The 22473-nt window shown below is 60.1% G+C and carries 19 protein-coding genes; 9 read left to right on the top strand and 10 right to left on the bottom strand.

Going from position 1 to position 22473, the window contains the following annotated elements; genetic code table 11:
- The first annotated feature begins 82 nt into the window (after nucleotides 1-82).
- The gene (locus ATU_RS17735; RefSeq protein WP_010973335.1) at nucleotides 83-988 is read left to right on the top strand and encodes a LysR family transcriptional regulator; all 906 of its coding nucleotides are present in this window, start codon (nucleotides 83-85) and stop codon (nucleotides 986-988) included.
- A gap of 67 nt (nucleotides 989-1055) precedes the next feature.
- Here ATU_RS17735 and ATU_RS17730 read toward each other — a convergent pair whose 3' ends face one another.
- Nucleotides 1056-1514 (bottom strand): Lrp/AsnC family transcriptional regulator, encoded by a 459-nt coding sequence (locus ATU_RS17730; RefSeq protein WP_006313409.1) that lies wholly within the window; start codon nucleotides 1512-1514, stop codon nucleotides 1056-1058.
- 123 nt (nucleotides 1515-1637) lie between these two features.
- Here ATU_RS17730 and ATU_RS17725 point away from each other — a divergent pair, with 123 nt between their 5' ends.
- A complete protein-coding gene (locus ATU_RS17725; protein ID WP_006313410.1) occupies nucleotides 1638-2921 on the top strand; it encodes a cystathionine gamma-synthase family protein in 1284 nt (427 codons plus the stop codon).
- 93 nt (nucleotides 2922-3014) lie between these two features.
- Here the strand turns inward: ATU_RS17725 and ATU_RS17720 are convergent, their stop codons facing one another.
- From ATU_RS17720 to ATU_RS17690, 7 genes are all read right to left on the bottom strand, one after another.
- Nucleotides 3015-3962: an MYG1 family protein gene (locus ATU_RS17720; RefSeq protein WP_010973334.1), complete on the bottom strand. Its 948-nt coding sequence runs from the start codon at nucleotides 3960-3962 to the stop codon at nucleotides 3015-3017.
- A 239-nt stretch (nucleotides 3963-4201) separates the two neighbouring features.
- Entirely contained in the window at nucleotides 4202-5410 is a 1209-nt protein-coding gene (locus tag ATU_RS17715) for an MFS transporter (protein ID WP_010973333.1), read from the bottom strand.
- A 266-nt stretch (nucleotides 5411-5676) separates the two neighbouring features.
- Nucleotides 5677-7179, bottom strand: coding sequence for an HAL/PAL/TAL family ammonia-lyase (locus ATU_RS17710; RefSeq protein WP_010973332.1), 1503 nt, complete (start codon nucleotides 7177-7179; stop codon nucleotides 5677-5679).
- A complete protein-coding gene (locus tag ATU_RS17705) occupies nucleotides 7172-8005 on the bottom strand; it encodes a quaternary amine ABC transporter ATP-binding protein (RefSeq protein WP_006313415.1) in 834 nt (277 codons plus the stop codon). The genes ATU_RS17710 and ATU_RS17705 overlap by 8 nt, the downstream gene beginning before the upstream one ends.
- Nucleotides 7998-8855: an ABC transporter permease gene (locus tag ATU_RS17700; RefSeq protein WP_010973331.1), complete on the bottom strand. Its 858-nt coding sequence runs from the start codon at nucleotides 8853-8855 to the stop codon at nucleotides 7998-8000. The genes ATU_RS17705 and ATU_RS17700 overlap by 8 nt, the downstream gene beginning before the upstream one ends.
- A gap of 95 nt (nucleotides 8856-8950) precedes the next feature.
- Nucleotides 8951-9988, bottom strand: coding sequence for an ABC transporter substrate-binding protein (locus ATU_RS17695; protein WP_010973330.1), 1038 nt, complete (start codon nucleotides 9986-9988; stop codon nucleotides 8951-8953).
- Between the two features lie 54 nt (nucleotides 9989-10042).
- Nucleotides 10043-10384, bottom strand: a complete 342-nt coding sequence (locus ATU_RS17690) for a hypothetical protein (RefSeq protein ID WP_080728818.1) — start codon at nucleotides 10382-10384, stop codon at nucleotides 10043-10045.
- 130 nt (nucleotides 10385-10514) lie between these two features.
- Between ATU_RS17690 and hutC the strand changes: the two genes are divergently transcribed.
- Nucleotides 10515-11255, top strand: a complete 741-nt coding sequence (gene hutC, locus ATU_RS17685) for a histidine utilization repressor (RefSeq protein WP_006313419.1) — start codon at nucleotides 10515-10517, stop codon at nucleotides 11253-11255.
- Between the two features lie 35 nt (nucleotides 11256-11290).
- Here the strand turns inward: hutC and ATU_RS17680 are convergent, their stop codons facing one another.
- A complete protein-coding gene (locus ATU_RS17680; protein WP_006313420.1) occupies nucleotides 11291-11905 on the bottom strand; it encodes a TetR/AcrR family transcriptional regulator in 615 nt (204 codons plus the stop codon).
- A 305-nt stretch (nucleotides 11906-12210) separates the two neighbouring features.
- Here ATU_RS17680 and ATU_RS17675 point away from each other — a divergent pair, with 305 nt between their 5' ends.
- The 4 genes from ATU_RS17675 (at nucleotide 12211) to ATU_RS17660 (ending at nucleotide 18366) form a co-directional block, all read left to right on the top strand.
- Nucleotides 12211-13287: an efflux RND transporter periplasmic adaptor subunit gene (locus ATU_RS17675; RefSeq protein WP_010973328.1), complete on the top strand. Its 1077-nt coding sequence runs from the start codon at nucleotides 12211-12213 to the stop codon at nucleotides 13285-13287.
- The gene (locus tag ATU_RS17670; RefSeq protein WP_010973327.1) at nucleotides 13287-14372 is read left to right on the top strand and encodes an efflux RND transporter periplasmic adaptor subunit; all 1086 of its coding nucleotides are present in this window, start codon (nucleotides 13287-13289) and stop codon (nucleotides 14370-14372) included. Before ATU_RS17675 ends, ATU_RS17670 begins: the two co-directional genes overlap by 1 nt.
- Nucleotides 14369-17440 carry an efflux RND transporter permease subunit gene (locus ATU_RS17665; RefSeq protein ID WP_010973326.1) on the top strand — a complete coding sequence of 1024 codons (3072 nt, stop codon included), beginning with the start codon at nucleotides 14369-14371 and terminating at the stop codon, nucleotides 17438-17440. The genes ATU_RS17670 and ATU_RS17665 overlap by 4 nt, the downstream gene beginning before the upstream one ends.
- Nucleotides 17441-17649: 209 nt before the next feature.
- Nucleotides 17650-18366 (top strand): FadR/GntR family transcriptional regulator, encoded by a 717-nt coding sequence (locus tag ATU_RS17660; protein WP_006313424.1) that lies wholly within the window; start codon nucleotides 17650-17652, stop codon nucleotides 18364-18366.
- Here ATU_RS17660 and ATU_RS17655 read toward each other — a convergent pair.
- Entirely contained in the window at nucleotides 18335-19768 is a 1434-nt protein-coding gene (locus ATU_RS17655; RefSeq protein ID WP_169539109.1) for an aspartate ammonia-lyase, read from the bottom strand. The two genes, ATU_RS17660 and ATU_RS17655, sit on opposite strands and share 32 nt — an antisense overlap.
- 270 nt (nucleotides 19769-20038) lie before the next feature.
- On the opposite strand from ATU_RS17655, the gene ATU_RS17650 reads away from it, so the two are divergent.
- Nucleotides 20039-21496 carry an amino acid permease gene (locus ATU_RS17650; protein WP_006313426.1) on the top strand — a complete coding sequence of 486 codons (1458 nt, stop codon included), beginning with the start codon at nucleotides 20039-20041 and terminating at the stop codon, nucleotides 21494-21496.
- The gene (locus ATU_RS17645; RefSeq protein ID WP_010973324.1) at nucleotides 21493-22446 is read left to right on the top strand and encodes an asparaginase; all 954 of its coding nucleotides are present in this window, start codon (nucleotides 21493-21495) and stop codon (nucleotides 22444-22446) included. Before ATU_RS17650 ends, ATU_RS17645 begins: the two co-directional genes overlap by 4 nt.
- Nucleotides 22447-22473 lie beyond the last annotated feature (27 nt).

Below are 22473 nucleotides of genomic sequence, written 5' to 3'. Positions count from 1 at the left end.
GTCATTGGAGTCACAATTCGCTATAGTTAGAACAGCCTGTCCGTCATTCCGGACAATATAAATGCCGCAGAGGGATACAGTCATGCCGGATTTCAACGATATCGGCGCATTCCTGCTGGTCGCCCGCGCCAGTGGTTTCCGCCAGGCTGCCCGTGCGAGTGGTATGAGTTCGTCGGCGCTGAGCGATGCGATCAAGCGTCTTGAAAACGAACTCGGGGTGCGCCTGCTGAACCGCACGACCCGCAGCGTTCTGCCAACCGAAGCCGGCGCGGAACTGCTTCGCCGGGTGGATCCCGCCTTTGCCGAAATCCGCTCGGCGCTCGACCAGATAAGTGGCGACCGGGACCAGGTGGCCGGCTCGCTGAAGCTCAACGTTCCCGTCAGTGCCGCCCGGCTGGTTCTGCCTGACATCGTTCCGCCTTTTCTGGCAGCCTATCCGGATATCCGCCTGGAAATCCTCACCGACGAAAATTTTGTCGACATCATTTCCGCCGGCTGCGACGCCGGTATCCGTTATGATGAGCGGCTTGAACAGGACATGATTGCCGTGCCGATTGGTCCGCGCGCACAGCGCTTCGCGCTTGCCGCAGCACCGGGCTACATTGCAGCGCGAGGGCGCCCCACCCATCCGCGGGAACTCCTTGAGCATGCATGCATCCGGGGTCGTTTCGCCGGCCGGGCAATCCCCCCGTGGGAATTCGAGCGGGACGGCGAGACGATGATCATCGATCCGCCGGGCCAGCTTCTCGTGCAATCTGGCGGAGGCACGGATCTCGGCGTCAGCGCCGCCATTGCGGACATGGGTGTCATCTATCTCTTCGAAGATTGGCTGGAACCGCATCTGGCGAGCGGCGCACTTGAGCCATTGCTGGAGCCCTGGTGGCTGAGCTTTTCGGGGCCCTATCTCTATTACCCCGGTCGCCGCCTGGTGCCCGCACCTCTTCGCGCCTTCATTGATTTCGTCAAAGGCGGAAGAAAGGTAGAATAGGGATCGGTCCGACAGCCGAAGTTCCGCATTTCACATTGCTCCACCCGGAGCGCCAGGATCGGAGTAATCAGATGCGACGCGCCTTGATCGTGTTCATTACGAAGCTGGTCTCAATGGTGTCGACGCATTTCAGCTTTGCGATCTTTTCCTTGATGAAACGCTCGTAATCATCCAGCCCGCCGCACATGATCTTGAGCATGTAATCCCTCGAACCCGTGACCAGATGACATTCGAGAACCTCCGCCCAGTCAAGAACGGCCGCCTCAAACATCCGGATTTCGTCATCGTGCTGGCGGCTGAGGCGGACGGACGCGAGAGCCGTCATCGTCCATCCCTCGAACGCCGGATCGATGATGGCGGAGTAACCCTTGATAACGCCCAGTTCCTCCAGCCGCCGAAGCCGTCGCAAACATGCCGATGCTGACAGCCCGACCCGCTCGGCGAGTTCGTTGTTCGTGATTCTCGCGTCAGCTGACAATTCTCTCAGTATACGCCTGTCGATCGGATCCGCAATTTTCTGCGACATAAACGTTCATTCTCCGCAATATCTTGCTTCAAGAGACATTTCCACGCTCCAGAATGCAAGATATTTTGGTTCCATCGCGTGTAACCTGCAACCAGTTCAACGCCAGCTGAGGGATCATCGGAAATGACCGCGCCGCATCCGTCCAAAACCCATATCGGCAACCACGCCCTCCATCCTGAAACCCAGATGCTCAATTACGGGTATGATCCGGAATTGTCGGAGGGTGCCGTCAAGCCCCCGGTATTCCTGACGTCGACCTTCGTCTTCAAATCGGCAGAGGATGGGCGTGACTTCTTCGACTACGTTTCCGGCCGCAAGGAGCCGCCGGCGGGCAAGGGTGCGGGTCTCGTTTACTCCCGTTTTAACCACCCCAACAGCGAGATTGTCGAGGATCGCCTTGCCGTTTACGAACGTACGGAGAGTTGTGCGCTTTTCTCGTCCGGCATGTCCGCCATTTCCACGACGCTTTTCGCCTTCGTCCGGCCCGGCGACACCGTGCTCCATTCCCAGCCGCTGTATGGTGGCACTGAGACGCTGCTGGCAAAGACCTTCCATAATTTTGGCGTCTCGGCGGTGGGTTTTGCCGACGGTGTCAGCGAGGCATCGGTGATGGCCGCCGCAGAGACCGCGATGGCGAAGGGCAGGGTGTCGGTCATTCTGATCGAAACGCCGGCCAACCCGACAAATAGCATTGTCGATGTTGCGATGATGAGGCGTGTCGCTGACGTGATCGGCGAAAAACAAGGCCACAGACCGATCATCGCCTGCGACAACACCCTTCTCGGCCCAGTTTTCCAGCAGCCCATCGAGCACGGCGCCGATATTTCGCTCTATTCGCTCACGAAATACGTCGGCGGGCATTCCGACCTCATCGCCGGGGCGGCGCTCGGGCGGAAGGATGTCATGAAGCAGGTGAAGGCCCTGCGCGGAGCGATCGGCACGCAGCTCGATCCGCACTCCTGCTGGATGCTCGGACGTTCGCTCGAGACGCTGCAAATCCGAATGGAGCGGGCAAACAGCAACGCGAAAATCGTTGCGGAATTCCTGAAAGCGCATCCGAAGGTCGAGAAAATTCATTATTTGCCGTTCAGCGATCCGGCATCTGCAGTCGGCAAGGTGTTTGCCGCTCAATGCTCCGGTGCGGGATCGACCTTCTCGTTCGACATTGTTGGCGGGCAGCCGGCGTCTTTCAAATTCCTCAATGCGCTGACCATATTCAAACTTGCCGTGAGCCTCGGCGGTACGGAATCCCTCGCGTCTCACCCCGCAACGATGACGCATTCAGGCGTTCCCGCCGATGTCCGCCAGCGCATTGGTGTACTGGATTCCACGATTCGCCTGTCGATCGGCATCGAACATCCCGATGATCTTATCGCCGATCTGACCCTTGCTTTGGACATGTCCTGACCGCGGCCCTGAGCGCGCCTGCCATAAGGGTGTGAAACGGTCGCCATCCGCCTGAAAAGAACCGGACGGCAACCGTTTAGCCTGTGCACAATGTTATTGCTTCGCCGCTGTTGTTTGCGCGGAGGCGAGAGCCTCTTTCACTGCCAGTTCCGCCATGGTCAAAATCGCCTCGCGGGTTTTGGCTGCGGCGATAAAGCGGCCATTGTGGCAGAAGCTCGCGCCTTCGACGCCACAAACCGCTTCCAACTCTTTGCCCGTCAGGCCGGCCCAGGCCGCTGGCAGGTCGGCTCGCAGTTCAAAACCTTCATCCGCGCGGCGGATGCCGGTAAGGCACCAGTCGTTGTCCCGGGGATGGACGACAAAGAGCAGGTGGTCGGCGCCGGCTTTTACGATGGCGGACCGAAATGGCATGCCCATCGGCAGCTCAAGGATATGCCCTTCGCCAGTATCGGCGATCGCCTTCTGCACCAGTGCTTCGGCGCGCAATTTGGCAGCGCCTGTGGCCAGTTTCGCCTCGACGAAGCTGCGCGCGACTGCCAGCGCGGCTATAAAACCGCGATCGTCCGCTTCGGGATCGGTGTCATCGAAGACAGGCTTTAAAGTCTCCAGCAGGACGGGCAGCGTGAGCGTGGCAAGTGGTCCGGCAATGGAGGGGCTGAGGGCGCCGTTATCGACCAGATCCACCGGCAATACAAATCCTGCATCGAAAGACGCGTGCAGAGTTTCGACATGATCTTCAGGAATGCCTGATGTGGCAAGGTAGTCGCGTCCGAAATGCTTCCAGATCAGGCCGAACGAACTATAGGGCTGACCGTCCTCGCGCAGCGGCGCACCACGCTGATGGTGATCGAAAATGCATTTTTCGGCGTCATAAGCGCCGCCCACGTCGTAGATGATGCGGTCTGCATCAGGCGTTATCCATTCGGGGGCTCTGCTGCGGACGAGCCGGGCCTGCGGAAAAAGCCGTGTCAACACGACGCTGGACAGCAGTTCGTCGGCGTGAAAGCCGCCGGAATGGGTGACGAGGAAGTCGGGGGTCATGTCAGGATATACCTTGTTGCTTGCCGAAGGTCCGGCGAGGATCGGAGCACCTGATACCCTCTGCTGGACACCATCTCAAGCCGCCAGTCTCACCTCGACATCCTTGCGGGAGAAAAAAGTAGCGGCTGGGCGATAGAATGTCGTTCGCCTGCCGTGATGGCGCGAGAATATCCTGAATTCTCGCGCCATCACGGCAGGCGTTCTACACCGTTCATGCATTGGCGATCACCGCCGGGAGATCAGCGGCGCGGCTGCACCAGTACAAGGGCAAGCGTTGCTGCAGCCAGAACTGCGGTCAGGGACAGTGGGGCGGTGGCGCCATAATAGTCAACGATGTAACCACCGAAAACTGCACCAATACTGATGGCTACCTGAAAAGACACCACCATCAGGCTGCCTGCCGCTTCAAGTGCATCCGGCGCGCCGCGAGACAGGTTCGTCGGCAGGACCACCGGCGCCATGCCGAAGGCAAAACCCCAGAGTGCGACGAGCGCAAAAGCGGCACTGGTATGCGCGCCCCAGAAAACCAGGAAGAGCGTGGCAAATCCCATCAGAGCGGCAGTGACCGCGAGTGCCAGACGAATGCTGTTGTCGGCCATCCGGCCACCGGCGACATTGCCCAGCACCGAGGCCACGCCGAACCCGAGTAGGGCGAGTGCGATCGGCGTGGTATCGAGATGTGTGACCTGTTCGAGGAACGGACGGACATAGACGGAGCCGGCGAAATGGCCTGTCATCAGCAGCAGGATGGCAAGCATCCCAAGCTGAACGCTCGGCCGCCGCGTCAGCCGGAAAACATCGGCAAGACTGTTGCTTGTGCTTGCCGGCAGCGTCGGCAGGCTCAAGATCTGCAGCAGCATGGCAATTGCGGCAAGTCCCGCCGTCATCGACATGGCGACACGCCATCCCAGCCAGTCGCTGATCAACGCCCCCATGGAAGGCGCCGCTATCGTGGCGAGCGAGACGCCGAGGGTGACGATGGCCATGCCGCGACCGGTTGCGTTCGCCCCGACGAGCCGCGCCACAACCGCAACCGAGAGCGCCCAGAAACCGCTCAGCGCGATCCCAAGTCCTGCCCGACCGACCAGCAACAGCCAGAAATCGGTCGCGAATGATGCAAGGATATTGGAGCCGATTGCCAGCGCGCTAAGACCGACAAGCACGGTCTTGCGGTTCAATTTGCCGATGAGAACGTTGCTGAACAGCGCCGTCACGGCGCCTACCGAGGCCGTGGCCGTGACGACCTGCCCCGCCGTTCCCTCGGTAATTCCAAGATCGCGCGCCATGGGCGTCAGAAGGCCCGCCGGCAGGAACTCGGCCGATACGAGTGCAAAGCTGGTGGCCGCCATCGAAAGGACCGCGAACCATGTCGCTGCGGTCCATGCCGGTTCCTCGGCGGCCTCCAGCGCGATCTCTGCCCCATCGAACTGTGATGTTGTGTCCGTCATGGTGTCTCTCCTTGAGTTGGGAGAGTTTTAGACGAATTTCTCTGGATGATATGTATCTAAAAATCCGAATTTCATGCCTATTCCTCCGAAATTTGTGCAGCGCACATTTTTCGTCAGGGACATCAGATGTTTTTTCACGGTGTGAAGACTGCTTTGCAAAGCGGCCGTAACACTCCATGGCACGTCCGTTGTCGGGAAGCCTCAAGAAGAATTAGGGGTGTGCCGGTAGAGTATTCAGCGAAAGATCGAGGATGCGATGGTCGCCTTCAGGGAAGGCTTTCAATCGCATCCGCTCTTTGCAGCATTTCCTGCACTGCTGCCACCATATCGTTGAGCGGGCGGTCGTCGCGGTAAAACGGCGTCGTCGTCCGGACGCGGTGGTAGAGCACATCGGTGCCGCGCGCGCGGCCGCTCTCATCGGGCTGCATGTCGTAAGCCTGTGCCGCACACATGATCTCGATCGCCAGAATGGTTTCCAGATTGCCGATAATCGACAGCGTCTTGTCGGCAGCGGCGGTGGCGTGCGTCAGTATATCCTCCTGCAATGCGGAGGTGATGCCGCCAGCGAGGCTGGCGGGAGCGGCGAGGCGGCGGTTTTCCGCGACAAGCGCTGCCGCCGTATACTGGATGATCATGAAACCGGAGCAGACGCCGTCACCATCCGCGAGAAAAGCGGGCAATCTGCTGACAAGCGGATTAACGAGCCGGTCGATGCGCCGCTCGGAAATCGCGGCGAGTTCGGCGGCCGCCGTTGCCAGCCCATCCATGGTGAGCCCAAGTGCCGCACCGACGGCATGGGCCTGGGAATGAACCTCGGGTGCCTGCGGTGTCCCGACGACGACCGGGTTGTCGGTGACGCTTGCGAGCTCGCGGTTCACGACATCAGCACTCTGCGCCGCGCTGTCGCGCACGGCGCCATGCACCTGCGGCACGGCGCGCAGGCTGAGCGGGTCCTGCGTGCGCGACCCGGCCGACCGGGTGAGAAGCGGGCTTGCCGCTAAAAGGCGACGCAGGTTTTCGCCAACGGTCTGGATACCGGGCGAGACGCGCAGCGCCAGCGGCCCGGCGGCGAAGGGATCTGCCTGTGCGCCAAGGTTTTCATAGCTCATGGCTGCCGCCGCATCGGCCCAGTCAAGCAGGCGGCTCGTGCGGGCAAGCGCAAGGCTGGCCAGGCCGGTGGCGCAGGGTGTGCCATTGACGAGGCTTAGGCCTTCTTTCGCTCGCAAAACGATGGGTTCAAGGCCGAGTGCTTCGAGCCCCTGCCGGCCGCTGATCAATTCGCCCTGATGGCGGACCCGGCCTTCGCCGATCAGCACAAGGCCGATGGCCGCGGCATGGGTGAGATAACCCACCGAACCCTTCGAGGGAATGACGGGAAGAATATCGCTATTCAGAAGCGCGAGCAGCGTTTTCACCGTCTCCACCTGCACGCCGGAATAACCATGCGCGAAGTTGTTGATCTGGGCGGCCATGATCGCGCGTGTTTCTTCGAGCCCCAGCGGTTCGCCGACGCCGCAGGAGTGGCTGAGCAGGATATTGCGGGAGAGGGCCTGCTGCTGGGGAATATCCACGATCACATCGCAAAGCGCACCCACACCGGTATTGATGCCATAACCACGCACACGCTTTTCGACGAGCGCATCGACAATGGCGCGCGCCCGGGCAATGCGTTGCCAGGCATCATCCGACAGGTAAAGCGTCGCCCCCTTTGCGACCGCGGCGATCTGCTGCCAGGTGAGGGGGCGATCGATGGTGACCGTATCAGCCATGCCGGCTCTCTCCCGCCGCACCCGCGCGGCGTTCGACGAAACGGGCGACATAGTCGTTTGCGGGGCTGTTGAGAATCTGATCCGGAGTTCCGACCTGTACCAGCTTGCCATCCTTCAGGATCGCGATCTGCGCGCCGATGCGAAGCGCCTCGTCGAGATCGTGGGTAATGAACACGATGGTCTTGTGCAGGTTCTTCTCAAGCTGCAGCAGCTGGTCCTGCATGTCGGCGCGGATCAACGGGTCGAGCGCCGAAAAGGCCTCATCCATCAGGATGACATCGGTGTCGGCCGCGAGCGCCCGGGCGAGACCGACACGCTGTTTCATACCGCCGGAAAGCTGGTGCGGAAACTTGTCCTCATAGCCGGAAAGGCCGACGGTCTCGATCCATTTCATGCCGATAGGCCGCGCATCCGCCTTGGTCAATCCGCGCACGCGCTGGCCATAAACGACGTTCTGCAACACGGTGCGGTGCGGCATCAGGCCGAAATTCTGGAACACCATGCTGACGCGACGGTTGCGGAAATCCCGCAGCTCCTTCGCCTTGAGGGCGAGAACATTGTCTCCGCCGACGAGAATCTCGCCGCTTGTCGGTTCGATCAAGCGGTTGATGTGACGGACCAGCGTCGACTTGCCCGAGCCGGACAGACCCATGATCACAAAAATGCGGCCGGCTTCGATGTCGAGGCTGACATTGTCGAGGCCGACACTGCATCCCGTCTTTGCCAGGATTGCACTTTTCTCTGCGCCCTGCTGGGCCATGCTCAGCGCAGCTTTCCAGTTGCCGCCGAATATCTTGGACACGTTGCGGATATGGATATCAGTCATTGCCCATTTCCTTCCGGCTGGATTGGCCAAAACCCTGCGTGATGCGATCGAGCACGATTGCGAGAATAACGATGCCGAGACCTGCTTCGAGGCCCTTGCCGACATCGAGCGTCTGGATACCGTTCAGCACCTGCTCACCGAGACCGCGCGCGCCGATCATCGAGGCGACGACGACCATGGAGAGCGCCATCATGATCGTCTGGTTGAGACCGGCCATGATGGTCGGTGTGGCAAGCGGCAATTCGACACCGAAAAGGATCTGTCTCGGGCTACCGCCAAAGGCGGTCGCGGCCTCCACCACTTCCCGGTCCACCTGCCGAATACCAAGATCGGTGAGGCGGATCAGTGGCGGCGCGGCATAAACGATGGTGGCCAGCACGGCCGGGACCTTGCCGAGGCCGAACAGCATGATAGCGGGGATGAGATAGACGAAGCTCGGCATGGTCTGCATGACATCGAGGATCGGCAGGGTGATGCGCCGCGCCCATTCGCTTTTCGCAAGCAGGATGCCGATGGGCACGCCGATGACGATGGAGATGAGGCTGGCAATCAGCATCAGCGCCAGTGTCTGCATCGTCAGGTCCCAGAGACCGAGCGCGCCGACGATGAACAGCATGACGGCGACCATGATGACCAGCGAAATCTTTTTCGCGGCGAACCAGGCGAGCACCAGAAAGACCAGAAAAATGGCCCACCACGGCAGTCCGCGCAGAGCCCATTCCACGAAGAGGATCGCCTGCAGGATCGTCTGCGAGATCGCCTTGAAAACATAGCCGTAGTTCACCACCAGCGAGCGCACGATTTCATTGATCGGGCCGCGGATGGAAATATGGAAAACTTCAGGAAACATCGGTGTAGTCCTCGCGCATGCCGGTCCCTGTTCCCGGAACTGGCCCCTGTCCTGACGGGAAAATGCGCGCCGGAAGCCCGGCGCGCCTGCCAACATTACTTAACGGCAGCTTCGATACGCGCCTTGGCGTCGGCCGAAACCCAGCCACCCCAGATATCGGCCTTGGTCTGCAGGAAGGTCTTGGCGGCGGCCGTCGCATCGACCTGCTTGTCCGTCATATAGGCGAGGCTGGCGTTGATTTCCGCCAGCGGGAAGGTCGCCTTTTCAAGGATGGCGATGATTTCCGGCGCGTCCTTCGCAAAGGTGCTGTTCACGCCATAGGCCACCTCGACGGAGGGGAAGGCGCAGCCGGCATCGCGTTTTCCATCCGCGCTTGTCAGCTCCTTCCAGCAGGATTCGCTATAGGCGGGCTCCTGCAACTGGATGAGCTTGTATTTGCCCATGATCGCCGTCGGGCTCCAGTAATAGAACAGCATCGGCTCGCCCTGGAGGTAGCCGGCGGCGATTGCGGCATCGAGCGCCGTGCCGGTGCCGGGGCGGAAGTTCACATAATTGCCGTCGAGCTTGTAGGCCTGAAGCTTGGCAGTGTTGACCCCTTCACAGGTCCAGCCCGACGGGCAGTTGAGGAAGCGGCCCTTGGTCGGCTCTTCCGGATCCCTAAACAATTCGACGATCTTCGGATCGGAAAGCTGGTCGACACTCTTCAGATCCGGGGCCTTCGCTGCAATACCTTTGGCGGGGTCGCCCTTGACCAGATATTCCGGCACGAACCAGCCTTCGGCCGCACCAACGAAGGTCTTGCCGACCGACTTCACCTGACCGGCTTCGGCGGCCTTGTTCCAGACATCGGAGCGGCCGATCCATTCTTCGGCGAAAATCTGCACGTCGTTATTGGCGGTCGCCTGTTCAAGCGTCACGGAATTGCCGGGAATGGAATCGACCTTGCAATCATACCCCTTGGACAGGATCTCCTTCATGACCTCGGTTATGAAGGAGCCGCTTTCCCAGTCGATGCCGGCGAAGGTGATGGTTTTTCCGGCGCTGCAATAGCCTTCCGCCCTGGCGGCGCCGGCATATGCTCCCATAACAAGCGCGGTCGTGGCCAGCGCGATTTTCAGTTTTGAATTCAGCATTGCATTCCCCTTTTGGTTTGATGATTGGCAAATTGCTGGCATGCGTTTTGAGGTTTAGCAGGGCGCTCCGATCAGACGATTGTCGCGGAGGCCGCTCGTCATCGAATCAAGGTGTAATCCGCTGCTTGCATTGAAGCGGCTTGTTGAAAGTTCACTATACAACTTAGCGGTATTCGAGGTGGTCAGGTATTCTGGAAACGTCGCATCTCCGGCGCATACGGTGGGCCGACTTTGGAGAGAATGATCTTCGCGCGCGCGTTGACTCTGCTCGCCCTCTTGCACCTTGCCGGCTTTGTCAGGAAAGCTCCTGCCACGGCGCTGGGCAGGCGCGGGGCTATCGCCCCGATCGTCAGCGGTTGACTTGCGGCTGCTAGAGATCGAGTCTTCGCTCGCCATTATTTTTCCCTCAAGTTGTATATGTAACTTCACACATTTGCATAAGACAAGCAAGATAGGATGTGATAATTTTGTGCTCGTGCAGATTCTGGCTGCGTTTTGTGCAGTCGCCCGATTTTTAGGAGTTTCAATGCTGCCCGTCATCGAAAGCGAATTTCCTGTTTCGGGTGATCGCTCCTCCCTGCCGCTGTACGAGCGCGTTAAAGAACAGATCAAGGAAAAGATCGCCAGCGGACAGTGGTTGACGAACCACAGGATACCTTCGGAAAACGAGATGGTCGACATGCTGGGTGTCAGCCGTATGACTGCAAACCGAGCGTTGCGGGAGCTGGCAACCGAGGGGGTGATCGTTCGTGTTCAGGGGCGTGGATCCTTCGTCGCTCCGAAAAAACGAAGCGCCGGCTTGATGGGTGTGCGCAACATCGCTGACGAGATCAAGGAGCGCGGGTCGACGCATCGGCCGAGCCTGATACTTGCCCAGACGGAAGTTTGCGGCCCCGATCTCGCAACGGCGCTGGAGATTGGTGTAGGAACGAAGGTCTTTCATTCCATCATCGTCCACCACGAGGACGACGTGCCAATCCAATTGGAGGATCGTTTCGTGAATGCCGAGATCGCACCGGATTATCTGATGCAGGATTTCACGACGCTCACGCCCAATGCCTATCTGACGGCGGCGGCACCCATTTCCCGGACGGAGCAATTCATCGAGGCAGCATCACCCCAGCCCTGGGAATGCAAATTGATGGCCATCAGCCGAAATGAGCCTTGCCTTCTCGTGCGCCGTCGAACCTGGTCGTCGAGCCGCGCAGTGACGTCGGTTCGGTTGCTGTATCCTGGTTCGCGATACCGGCTCGAAAGCCAGGAATAGCTCCGATACTGGGATGCGATGACCGGTTGTGGCGATCAGGCCAGTAGACCGCGCATGATCAGCTCCAGATGGATCGTCAGGACGGCGCGCTTGTCCAGGCTGCGCCTGTCGTCGAAGATCAGCCGGAACACCAATGTTCCGACCATGGGCGACATCACCACCTTGGCGAGTTCCGGGGGGTTGGCCCTGAATCTTTTCTTCGCCACGCCCTCATTCAGGATCGCATCGATGCGCGCGAAAACCGGGACCATCAACGTGTCGTGGTGCTGGTCGATGAGTTCAGGAAATTTTGCGCCTTCCGCGACGATCAGGCGGAACAGTTCGCGCATTTTTCGGTTGTCGACCAAGGCGTCGAACAGGAATTCTAGCAGCGAGCGAAGCTCCTCGACGGGGTCGTCGGATTTATGCGTATAGGCCTTGAAGGCCTCCTGAAACGGCACCGAGGCATGTCTGACCATCGCCTCGAACAGCGCCTCCTTGGTCTCGAAATAGACGTAGACCGTGCCCTTCGTAACTCCCACCCGTTCGGCAATGTCCTCCACCCGCGTCGCCGTGAAACCTCTTTTGGTGAATTCCTCGAATGCAGCGTCGAGAATTTGTAGCGGACGTTGTATCTTCTGTTCAGCGCGTGTCAGTTTTGCTTTCGCCATGGCCCCGGAACCTCCTTTATTTTTGGCACGTGCCTGTCTGTCCGTCGCCAGTGGCGGCAATGAGTGTTGGTTGCCTATAGCACCGGCGCAAAAACCGGAACGGATTTTTGTGAAGGCGCACGCATGCTTCAATATGCCGGAACATTGCCGATGCGCCCGCAGGGATGTGCCGGACGAACAGGGAATGATCACTTGGGGGAGTTGGCCCGATACCCCGGACAAATCCCCGATCAGCGGCATGAAAATTTCATTGACTATTCGGTTAGTCAAATATTATAGGATGAGGCGAAGATCAAGAGGTCACTATGAAAACCATCCTTATCGCGGCGGCGCTTGGCGGCATTTTCGCCCTGGCATCCTGCAGTAGTGAAGAACCGCCTGCCGAAAAGCCGCTGCGCACAGTCGATGTGGTGGCGGCTGAGAAAAAGCCCGTCGATCGTGGTAGCGTCATCACCGGTGAAGTGCGCGCAAGGGTCCAGACGGATCTGTCGTTCCGGGTCAGCGGCAAGATCATCGAACGGCTGGTGGATGTGGGTGCGCGGGTGAAAACCGGACAATTGCTCGCCCGTATCGATCCCGAAGAGCAGAAGGCCGACATTGATGTCGCCTTGGCAAACCTGCAATCGGCGGAAGCGCAGCAGACGCAGGCGCAGCTGACGTTCGACCGCCAGCAGAACCTGTTCAAGACGCAGGTGACTTCGCGCTCCGCAGTCGACAAGGCTCAGGAAACTCTGCTTACCACGCAAGGGGCGGTGCGATCGGCGCAGGCCCAACTCGATACGGCGCGGGATGCGCTGTCCTATACCGAGCTCAGGGCCGATGCGGATGGTGTTATCACGGCGCGCAATGTCGAGGTTGGCCAGGTCGCGCAGGCCGCCCAGCTTGTCTTCACGCTGGCGCATGACGGGCCGCGCGATGCGGTCTTCGATGTCTACGAATCCCTCTTCCTCGAGCGCGATATCGACAATCTCGTCAATGTCAGCCTCCTGTCGGATCCTGCTCAAATCGTTGCGGCGCCCGTGCGCGAGATTTCGCCGACGATCGATCCGGATAATGGAACGATACGGGTCAAGGTCGGTCTGAACGGCGACATGACCATGCCGCTCGGCGCGCCCGTCTCCGGCCATTTCCGCTTCAGGCAGATCGATGCGATCGAGCTTCCGTGGTCGGCTATGGCCTCGCAGGATGGCGCCCCCGCTGTCTGGCTGGTCGATCCGCGATCGTCGGAAGTCGCCATGCGCCCGGTTCAGGTCGCCGATTACGAGACCGGTCAATTCGTCGTCACGGAAGGGCTCAATCCGGGTGATCTCGTCGTCACCGTCGGGACCAAATTTCTCCGCGCCGGTGAAAAGGTCGCCTATGAAAAGGGGCAGGCACAATAATGTTCAGGATAAACAGAAGCTTGTTTTTGCTCATTCCGGCAATCGCGCTCTCGTCCTGCCAGGAAAAGCAGGAGGCGGCGGCTGAAGCACCACGCCCGGTGCTTTCCGTTGTCGTGGAAGAAAAGTTGGCCGATGCATTACGGCTGACGGGCACGGTGGAATCGCGCATTAAGACCGATCTTGGTTTTCGCGTTCTCGGCCGCATCATTGCCCGCAATGTCGATGTGGCCGATCTGGTCAAGAAAGGCGACGTGGTGGCCTCGATCGATCCGCTGGCGCTGGAACTGTCGGTGAAAAGCGCGCAGTCCGATCTTTCCAATGCTGAGGCACAGCTCGCCAATGCGGTGACGACGGAACAGCGCCAGCGTGTGCTGGCCGAAGCCCGCAGCGGCACGGAAGCGGCACTGGAAGAGGCGGAACAGGCCATGCGCACGGCCAATGCCGCCGTCGCCAAGGCCCGCGCCAATCTTGACAAGGCCGAGGAGCAGCTGGGTTATGCGCAGCTGCGTGCGGAGTTTGACGGTGTGGTGACCGCCACGTCGGGCGAAATCGGTCAGGTCGTTTCCGCCGGCCAGACGGTGGTGACCATTGCCCGACCGGAAGTGCGCGACGTGGTGGTGGATGTTCCGCAATTTGCGGCGCAGCGGCTGGAAATCGGCTCGACCTTCGAGATTGCCCTGCAACTCGATCCAAAGATCCACATGACCGGTGTGGTGCGCGAGATCGCTCCGGAAGCCGAAACGGCAACGCGCACACGCCGCACGAAGATCAGCCTGCAGGATGCGCCGCAGGCATTCCGGCTCGGCTCCGTTGTCACGGCTCTGGCGCTTGCCGCCTCCGAACCGCAGATCACGCTTCCGGCGTCGGCACTGTTGAAAACCGATAGTGGCTGGGGCGTCTGGATCGTTAATGCCGATACGGCAACGGTGACCTACCGTCCGGTCACGATAGACGGCGAGCCCGCCGAGGGCGGCAGCGTGCGTATTACCGGCGGCATCAAGCCCGGCGAGCGCGTTGCCAGCGCCGGGGTGCACAAGCTTAAGGATGGACAAGCCATCAGGATCGATCAGGAGGTCCGTCAGTGAAGAAATTTAATCTTTCCGACTGGGCGCTCGAACACCGTTCGCTCGTCTGGTACTTCATGCTGGTCTTCGTTCTCGCCGGCGTTTTCTCCTATCTCAACCTCGGCCGCGAGGAAGATCCGAATTTCACAATCAAGACTATGGTGATCAGCGCGCAATGGCCGGGCGCTTCCGCCGAGGAGGTGGCCCGCCAGGTGACCGACAGGATCGAGAAGAAGCTCGAGGAACTCGACAATCTCGATCATCTGCGCAGCCAGACGGTGGCCGGCCGCACCACGATCTTCGTTGAACTGGTGCCGGAAACCAAGGCGCGCAACGTCGAACCCACCTGGGTGCGGGTGCGCAACATGATCGGCGATATCAAGGGAGAGTTTCCCTCTGGTGTCGTCGGCCCCTTCTTCAACGACCGCTTCGGTGATGTCTATGGCAATATATATGCCTTCACCAGCGACGGTCTCAGCCAGCGGCAATTGCGCGATCTCGTGGAAGATGCCCGGGCGAAGGTGCTGACCGTTGACGATATCGGCAAGGTCGATGTCATCGGGGCGCAGGATGAGGCAATATATCTGGAATTTTCCACCCGCCAGATCGCGGCGCTCGGCATCGATCAGCAGTCGATCATCAAGACGCTGCAATCGCAGAACGCCGTCACGCAATCCGGTTTCGTTAATGCCGGGCCGGAGCGCGTGGCCCTGCGCGTCAGCGGCCAGTTCACCTCGGAAGACAGCCTGCGGTCCATCAATCTGCGCGTCAACAACCGCTTCTTCCCGCTGACGGAAGTGGCGACGATCCGGCGCGGTTATGTCGATCCGCCTTCCTCGCTGTTCCGCTTTAATGGCCAGCCGGCCATCGGTCTTGCAATCGGCATGAAAACCGGCGCGAACCTCCTGCATTTCGGCGAGGCGCTGGATGCGCAGATGAAACGCGTCGTGGCAGATTTGCCTGTCGGCGTCGATGTGCACCGGGTATCCGACCAGCCGGCCGTCGTCGATGAAGCTGTCTCGGGCTTTACCTCCGCCCTTTTCGAGGCCATCGCCATCGTTCTCGTCATCAGCTTCATCAGCCTTGGTCTCAGGGCCGGCATGGTGGTTGCCGTCTCGATCCCGCTCGTGCTGGCGATTACCTTTGTCTACATGGAATACACAGGCATTTCGCTGCAACGCATCTCGCTGGGTGCGCTCATCATCGCGCTCGGACTTCTCGTCGACGATGCGATGATTGCGGTGGAGATGATGGTGGCACGGCTCGAGGTGGGGGACGATCTCAGGAAAGCAGCGACCTATGTCTATACCTCCACCGCCTTTCCGATGCTGACCGGCACGCTGGTCACCGTCGCCGGCTTCATTCCCGTTGGCCTCAACAACAGTGCGGCCGGCGAATTCACCTTCACGCTTTTTGTGGTGATCGCCGTTTCGCTGATCGTGTCGTGGATCGTCGCAGTATTGTTCACGCCATTGCTCGGGGTGACGATCCTGCCGAAGACGATGAAGTCTCATCATGAAAAGAAGGGGCGATTTGCCTCGGGCTTTTCCTGGCTTCTCGGCCGGGCGCTGCGCTGGCGCTGGGTGACGATTGTCGCCACGGTCGCGTTGTTTGCCCTGTCCATCGGCGGCATGAGCCTGGTGCAGCAGCAGTTCTTCCCGTCATCCGACCGCGTGGAGCTTATCGTCGACTGGAACCTGCCGCAGAACAGCTCGATTGCCGAAACAAATCGGCAGATGGCACAGTTCGAACAGGAAATGCTGGCGAAAAATACGGATATCGATCACTGGACGACCTATGTCGGTGAAGGCGCGCCGCGTTTCATCCTGTCCTTCGACGTGCAGACGCCTGATGTGACCTTCGGCCAGACGGTCATCGTCACCAAGGGGCTGGATGTGCGTGACAAGGTGCGTGCCGAGTTGCAGGATTACCTGGACCGGACATTCATCGGTACCGACGCCTTCGTGAAATTGCTCGATATCGGCCCACCGGTCGGCAAACCGGTGCAATATCGCCTGAGCGGCCCCGACATCCAGAAAGTCCGCGAGCTCGGGCAGCAATTGTCGGGCATTGTCGGCGAACACCGGCTGCTGTCCAATCTGGTCATGGACTGGAATGAGCCGACGCGTGTGGTCAAGGTCGATGTTCTCCAGGACAAGGCCCGCCAGCTCGGTGTTTCCTCGGAAGATATCGCCAATGCCATGAACAGCATCGTCGAGGGTTCCACCGTTACCCAGGTTCGGGATGACATCTATCTCGTCAATGTGGTGGCGCGGGCGCAGCTGGCGGAGCGCGGTTCCATCGAGACCCTGCAGAACCTGCAATTGCCGGCGACGAACGGCAAGGCCGTACCGCTCTCGGCCATTGCCAATTTCCGCTATGAACTTGAACAGCCAACCATCTGGCGTCGCGACCGGATCCCGACGGTTACCGTCAAGGCTGCCATTATTGGCCCGACCCAGCCTGCGACGATTGTGGAACAGCTGAAGCCGAAACTCGAGGCTTTCGAGAAGATGCTGCCCGTGGGTTACAAGCTGGAGACGGGTGGCTCGGTCGAATCCAGCGCGGATTCGCAAGCGCCGATCGTTGCGGTGGTGCCCTTGATGCTGTTTGCAATGGCAACGATCCTCATGGTTCAGCTGCAAAGTTTCAGCCGGTTGTTCCTGGTCTTCGCCGTGGCGCCAACGGCCCTGATCGGCGTGGTGGTGGCGCTACTCTTCTCCAATGCTCCGATGGGGTTCGTCGCCATTCTCGGCGTGCTTGCGCTGATCGGCATCCTGATCCGCAACTCGGTTATTCTCGTGGTGCAGATCGAGCATCTGAGAAGTGAAGGCGTTTCGGCCTGGCGTGCCGTCATCGAAGCGACCGAGCACCGCATGCGGCCGATCATGCTGACGGCAGCGGCAGCCACACTTGCCCTTATTCCCATCTCCCGGGAGATTTTCTGGGGGCCGATGGCTTATGCCATGATGGGCGGTATCGTGGTGGGCACGGCACTGACGCTGCTTTTCCTGCCGGCGCTCTATGTCGCATGGTTCCGTATTCCGCGTGAGGATGACAAGCCGGAAGGACACGACGTCACGGCCTGATATCCGAAACGGTGTGAGGGCATCACGTCCTCACTCCCATAAAAATATCCGCCGTCGTTGTTCCCATGGGCAGGATAATGTTAGGAAGGTCGGCTTAGCTGCGAGAGCGGCGGCCGTCCTTTCGTTTTCAGACAGCCGCGTGATCTTGCATATCGAATCCGTATGTCGCTGATATTGCGGATCACATTGGGGTGCCGGAGGGTTTGAAGATGGGCGGGTTGTCGGATTGGCTAACGGAGGCACAGCCGATCAATCGCAAGAATGCCGCGGAAGCGGTGTTCGATGATATCCGTTCCGCCATCACCTCGGGTCAGCTTGCGGTCGGTACCCGGCTGCCTGCCGAGTCCAATCTGGCGGTGCGATATGGTGTCAGCCGGCCGATCATCCGCGAAGCGCTGCGCTCGCTTCAGACCCTGGGACTGACACAGACCCGCACCGGCAGCGGCACCTATGTGATGACGCCGACACCGCCGTCCGAATTGAATTATGGCGCCTATTCCGCCCGCGATCTGATCGAGGCCCGGCCATTCATCGAAGTGCCGGCCGCCGGCTGGGCGGCAGTGAGGCGCACGGATGCGCAACTGGCCGCCCTGCTGGACCTCTGCGACCGGATGGACGCTGAAGAGAGGCCGCATCCCTGGGTGTTGCTCGACGGGCAATTTCACTGCGCCATCGCGGAAGCTTCGGCCAATGGACTATTCGCCAAGGTGGTGGCCGATGCCCGCGAAGCGCTTTCCCAGCAGTCCGAGATGGTCAATCTGATGGCGGGCCGCCGTGTCGCCTCGAATTTCGAGCACCGCCGGATCGTCGAGGCGATCCGGCGGAATTCAGCACCCGAGGCGCGTGAGGCGATGGAGCTTCACCTCGGCCAGGTGAAGCAGGTGGTGACGACGATCATCGGCGAAGATCGGCTTCGCCAGCCGTAACGGTAACCGCGGGCAGGTTGGCAAGATGACGCGGGCTGAGCGCCTGCTGCAATTGCGTTTCCGTCAGATAACCCCGTTCCAGAACGACCTGCGGCACGGTGCGGCCGCTGGCAAGCGCTTCCTTCGCCACTTCCGTCGCGGCGTAATAACCGATCAGCGGATTGAGCGCGGTGGCGAGACCGATCGATTCTTCCACGCGCTGCGCCATGATGCCGGGGTTTGCGACGATGCCCTCAACGCAGCGTTCCGCCAATGTGCGGCAGGCGGCGCTGAGCTGGCTGATGCTCTGCGACAATGCCCGCACGATGATGGGTTCAAAGGCGTTCAATTGCAGCTGCCCGGCTTCGGCCGCCATGGTGATGGTGATGTCGTTGCCGATCACCGCATAGGCGACCTGGTTGACCACTTCGGGAATGACCGGGTTGATCTTGCCAGGCATGATGCTGGAACCCGCCTGAACGGAGGGCAGGGTGATCTCGCCGATGCCGGCGCGCGGACCGGAGGAGAGCAGGCGAAGGTCGTTGCAGGTCTTGGACAGCTTGACGGCAACGCGCTTCAGCACGCCGGAAAGGTGCACGAAGGCACCGGGATCCTGTGTGGCTTCGATCAGGTCTGCTGCCGTCACCAGTGGCCGTCCGGTCAGCTTAGCCAGATGCTGGCAGGCAAGCTCGGCATAACCGCGCGGCGCATTGAGACCGGTGCCGATGGCGGTGGCGCCGAGATTGATTTCGTGCAGCAGTGCGGCGGATTCGATCAGGCGAGCCTGATCTTCGCCGAGCATCACCACGAAAGTGCGGAATTCCTGGCCGAGCGTCATCGGCACGGCATCCTGCAGCTGGGTGCGACCGATCTTGATGAAGCCGGCAAATTCCTGCGCCTTGCGGTCGAAAGCGTCTTTCAGCACGCCCATGGAGACCGCCAGATCGTCGATCGCCTCGATCAGCCCGACATTGATCGCCGTTGGATAGGCGTCGTTGGTGGACTGGCTGAGATTGACATGGTCATTCGGGTGAAGACGGGAATAATCGCCTTTTTCGTGGCCGAGCAGTTCCAGCGCACGGTTGGAAATGACCTCGTTGGCGTTCATGTTAGTGGAAGTGCCGGCTCCCCCCTGGATCTCGTCGACCACGAATTGCTCGTGCAGCGCGCCGGCGCGGATTTCGCGGCAGGCTTCCGCGATCGCTTCCATGCGCTCCTTGTCGAGCAGGCCGAGTTCGTGATTTGCGCGTGCGGCTGCCTCCTTCACATAGGCCAGTCCCCTGACGAGATAAGGGTTATGGCCAATGGTTACCCCGGTGATCTTGAAGTTTTCCACGGCGCGCGCGGTGTGCACGCCCCAATAGACATCAGCCGGAATTTCCTTCGTCCCGAGCAAATCATGCTCCCTGCGCGTCACACTCACTTTTTCCTCCACTGGCTTTTAAGTGTTGTAATATCTGTAAAGCTGTCTTACAGATTTTTCGACCTTAATCGTGGTGGAGGAGAAGGTCAATCATATCGAATACCCTTGACGAACGGCATTATCTGCCATTATGAGGGCGAAAATCTGTCATGCAGCTTTACAGCGTGCATGCATTCGCTGGCCATATTTCCAGCCTTGGGGACGACGCCAGTTCCACTTTGATTTCCGGCTTATTGCCGATTACAAGCGTTTTATCGGGAGGATAAATCCATGCATTCTGGAAAAACGGCACCCGCCGAACGTGAGGTCTTCGTCGAAGAGGATCTCGGTTACCATAAAGCCCTGAAGCCGCGCCAAATCCAGATGATCGCCATCGGTGGCGCCATCGGCACGGGGCTCTTTCTGGGTGCCGGTGGGCGTCTCGCGCAGGCAGGCCCGGCGCTGGTTTTCGTTTATGCGCTCTGCGGTTTTTTTGCGTTTCTGGTGCTGCGCGCGCTCGGCGAGCTGATCATGCATCGCCCGAGCTCCGGTTCCTTCGTCTCCTACGCCCGTGAATTCTACGGCGAGAAAATGGCCTTTGCGGCCGGCTGGATGTATTGGCTGAACTGGGCCATGACCTCGGTGGCTGATGTGACCGCCGTCGCGCTCTACATGAATTTCTTCAAGCAATATGTTCCGTGGCTTGCAGGCATTGATCAGTGGGTATTCGCCATGACCGCGCTCGTGGTCGTGCTGGCGATGAACATGCTGTCGGTGAAGGTCTTCGGCGAACTGGAGTTCTGGTTCAGCCTGATCAAGGTTCTGGCTCTCGCCATTTTCCTCGTCGTTGGCGTCTATTTCGTTATTTTCGGCACGCCCATTGAAGGCCATGTCACCGGCTTCAGCCTGATTACGGACAATGGTGGCTTTTTCCCGAACGGCATTCTTCCCGCCTTCGTGATCATACAGGGTGTTGTTTTCGCTTATGCCTCGATCGAGCTGATCGGCACGGCTGCCGGCGAAACCGAAGACCCGCGCAAGGTCATGCCGCGCGCCATCCGCGCCGTGGTTCTGCGCCTCGTCGTCTTTTACGTCGGCTCCGTGCTACTTTTCACGCTGCTTCTGCCCTACACCGCCTACAAAGCGGGGGAGAGCCCCTTCGTCACCTTCTTCGGCTCCATCGGTGTAGAGGGCGCTGACGTGATCATGAACCTCGTGGTTCTGACCGCCGTATTGTCCTCGCTCAATGCCGGCCTTTATTCCACTGGTCGCATTCTCCACTCCATGGCGGTCTCCGGCTCGGCGCCGGCAGCGCTCGCGAAGATGAACAAGAACGGTGTGCCCTATGGCGGCATTGCGGTCACCGCTGTTGTCACGGTTCTCGGCGTGGCCTTGAACGCGGTCGTTCCCTCCTCCGCCTTCGAGATCGCGCTCAACCTTTCGGCGCTCGGCATCATCTGCGCATGGGCCGTCATCGTGCTCTGCCAGCTGAAGCTCTGGCAGCTGTCTCAGCGCGGCGAGATCGTGCGTCCGGATTTCCGCATGTTCGGCGCGCCCTATACCGGCATCCTCACGCTCATCTTCCTGTTCGGCGTGCTGGTGCTGATGGCCTTCGATTATCCCGTCGGCTCGTGGACGATCGCCTCGCTGATCGTCATCATACCGGCTCTGGTCATCGGCTGGTATCTGCTGCGCGACCGTATCTATCGACTGGCCGCTGAACGGGCAGGATCGGGAGTGTCGCATTGAGTGGGCAGGGTACAGCCCCGCTGGTGGCGGTCATCGCCACCGGTGGCACCATTGCCAGCCGGCGGGGCGCCGATGGCGCCAGCACCCCCAGCCTTTCCGGCGAGGATCTGCTGGCGCTGGTTCCGCAGGTCAATGCACGGCTGAAGCCCGTCGATCTGATGGCGAAGGATTCGTCCAGCCTGACCTTGGCTAACATGCAGCGCATCAGCGATGCCGTTGGCATCGAACTCAGCGATCCCGCCGTGGCGGGCATCGTCGTTCTGCATGGAACCGATGCGATGGAAGAATCGTCGCTGCTCGTCCATCTGCAGCACGCCCTTCCCAAGCCCGTGGTCTTCACCGGCGCGCAATTTACGGCGGACCACAGGCAAGCGGACGGACCGGCCAATCTGGCCCGGGCCATAGAAACAGCGCTCGATCAGCGGAATGCTGAAAAGGGTGTGCTGCTTTCCTTCGGTGGCCGCTGTCTGCCGGCGTGGGGGCTTTACAAGCTGAGTGCGGATGCGGCGGACGCCTTCCGTTCGGCGCGACCGCAGGTCCAGGCCGCAGCGCCGAAACTTGCTGCTCCCGTCACGGACATCAGGGTTGATATCGTCGCCATTCATCCCGGTTGTGACGCGACCCATATCGATGCCAGCCTTGCAGCGGGTGCAAAAGGTATCGTGCTTGCTGCACTCGGTTCCGGCAATGCCAACCCTCTCATCGCTGAAGCGGTGAAGCGCTGCGCAGAGCGCCGCGTTCCGGTCGTGGTTTCCAGCCGTGTGCCGGAAGGCCTGCTGGTTGCAAGTTATGGCGGCGGCGGCGGCGGGCATGATCTCGTCGCTGTGGGTGCCGTGCATTCATCCACACTTCGGCCGGGGCAGGCCCGCATTCTGCTGGCGGCGCTGCTCGCCAGTAACAGTTCGGCCGAAACCATCGTATCCGCCTTTGGCGAGCCGCTCTCTCATTAAGAAGCGGATTAAGACGTGGAAACGGTG

It is taken from the genome of Agrobacterium fabrum str. C58 (genome assembly GCF_000092025.1).
Lineage (GTDB): Bacteria > Pseudomonadota > Alphaproteobacteria > Rhizobiales > Rhizobiaceae > Agrobacterium > Agrobacterium fabrum.
This window is presented reverse-complemented; position numbering and strand designations above follow the sequence as displayed.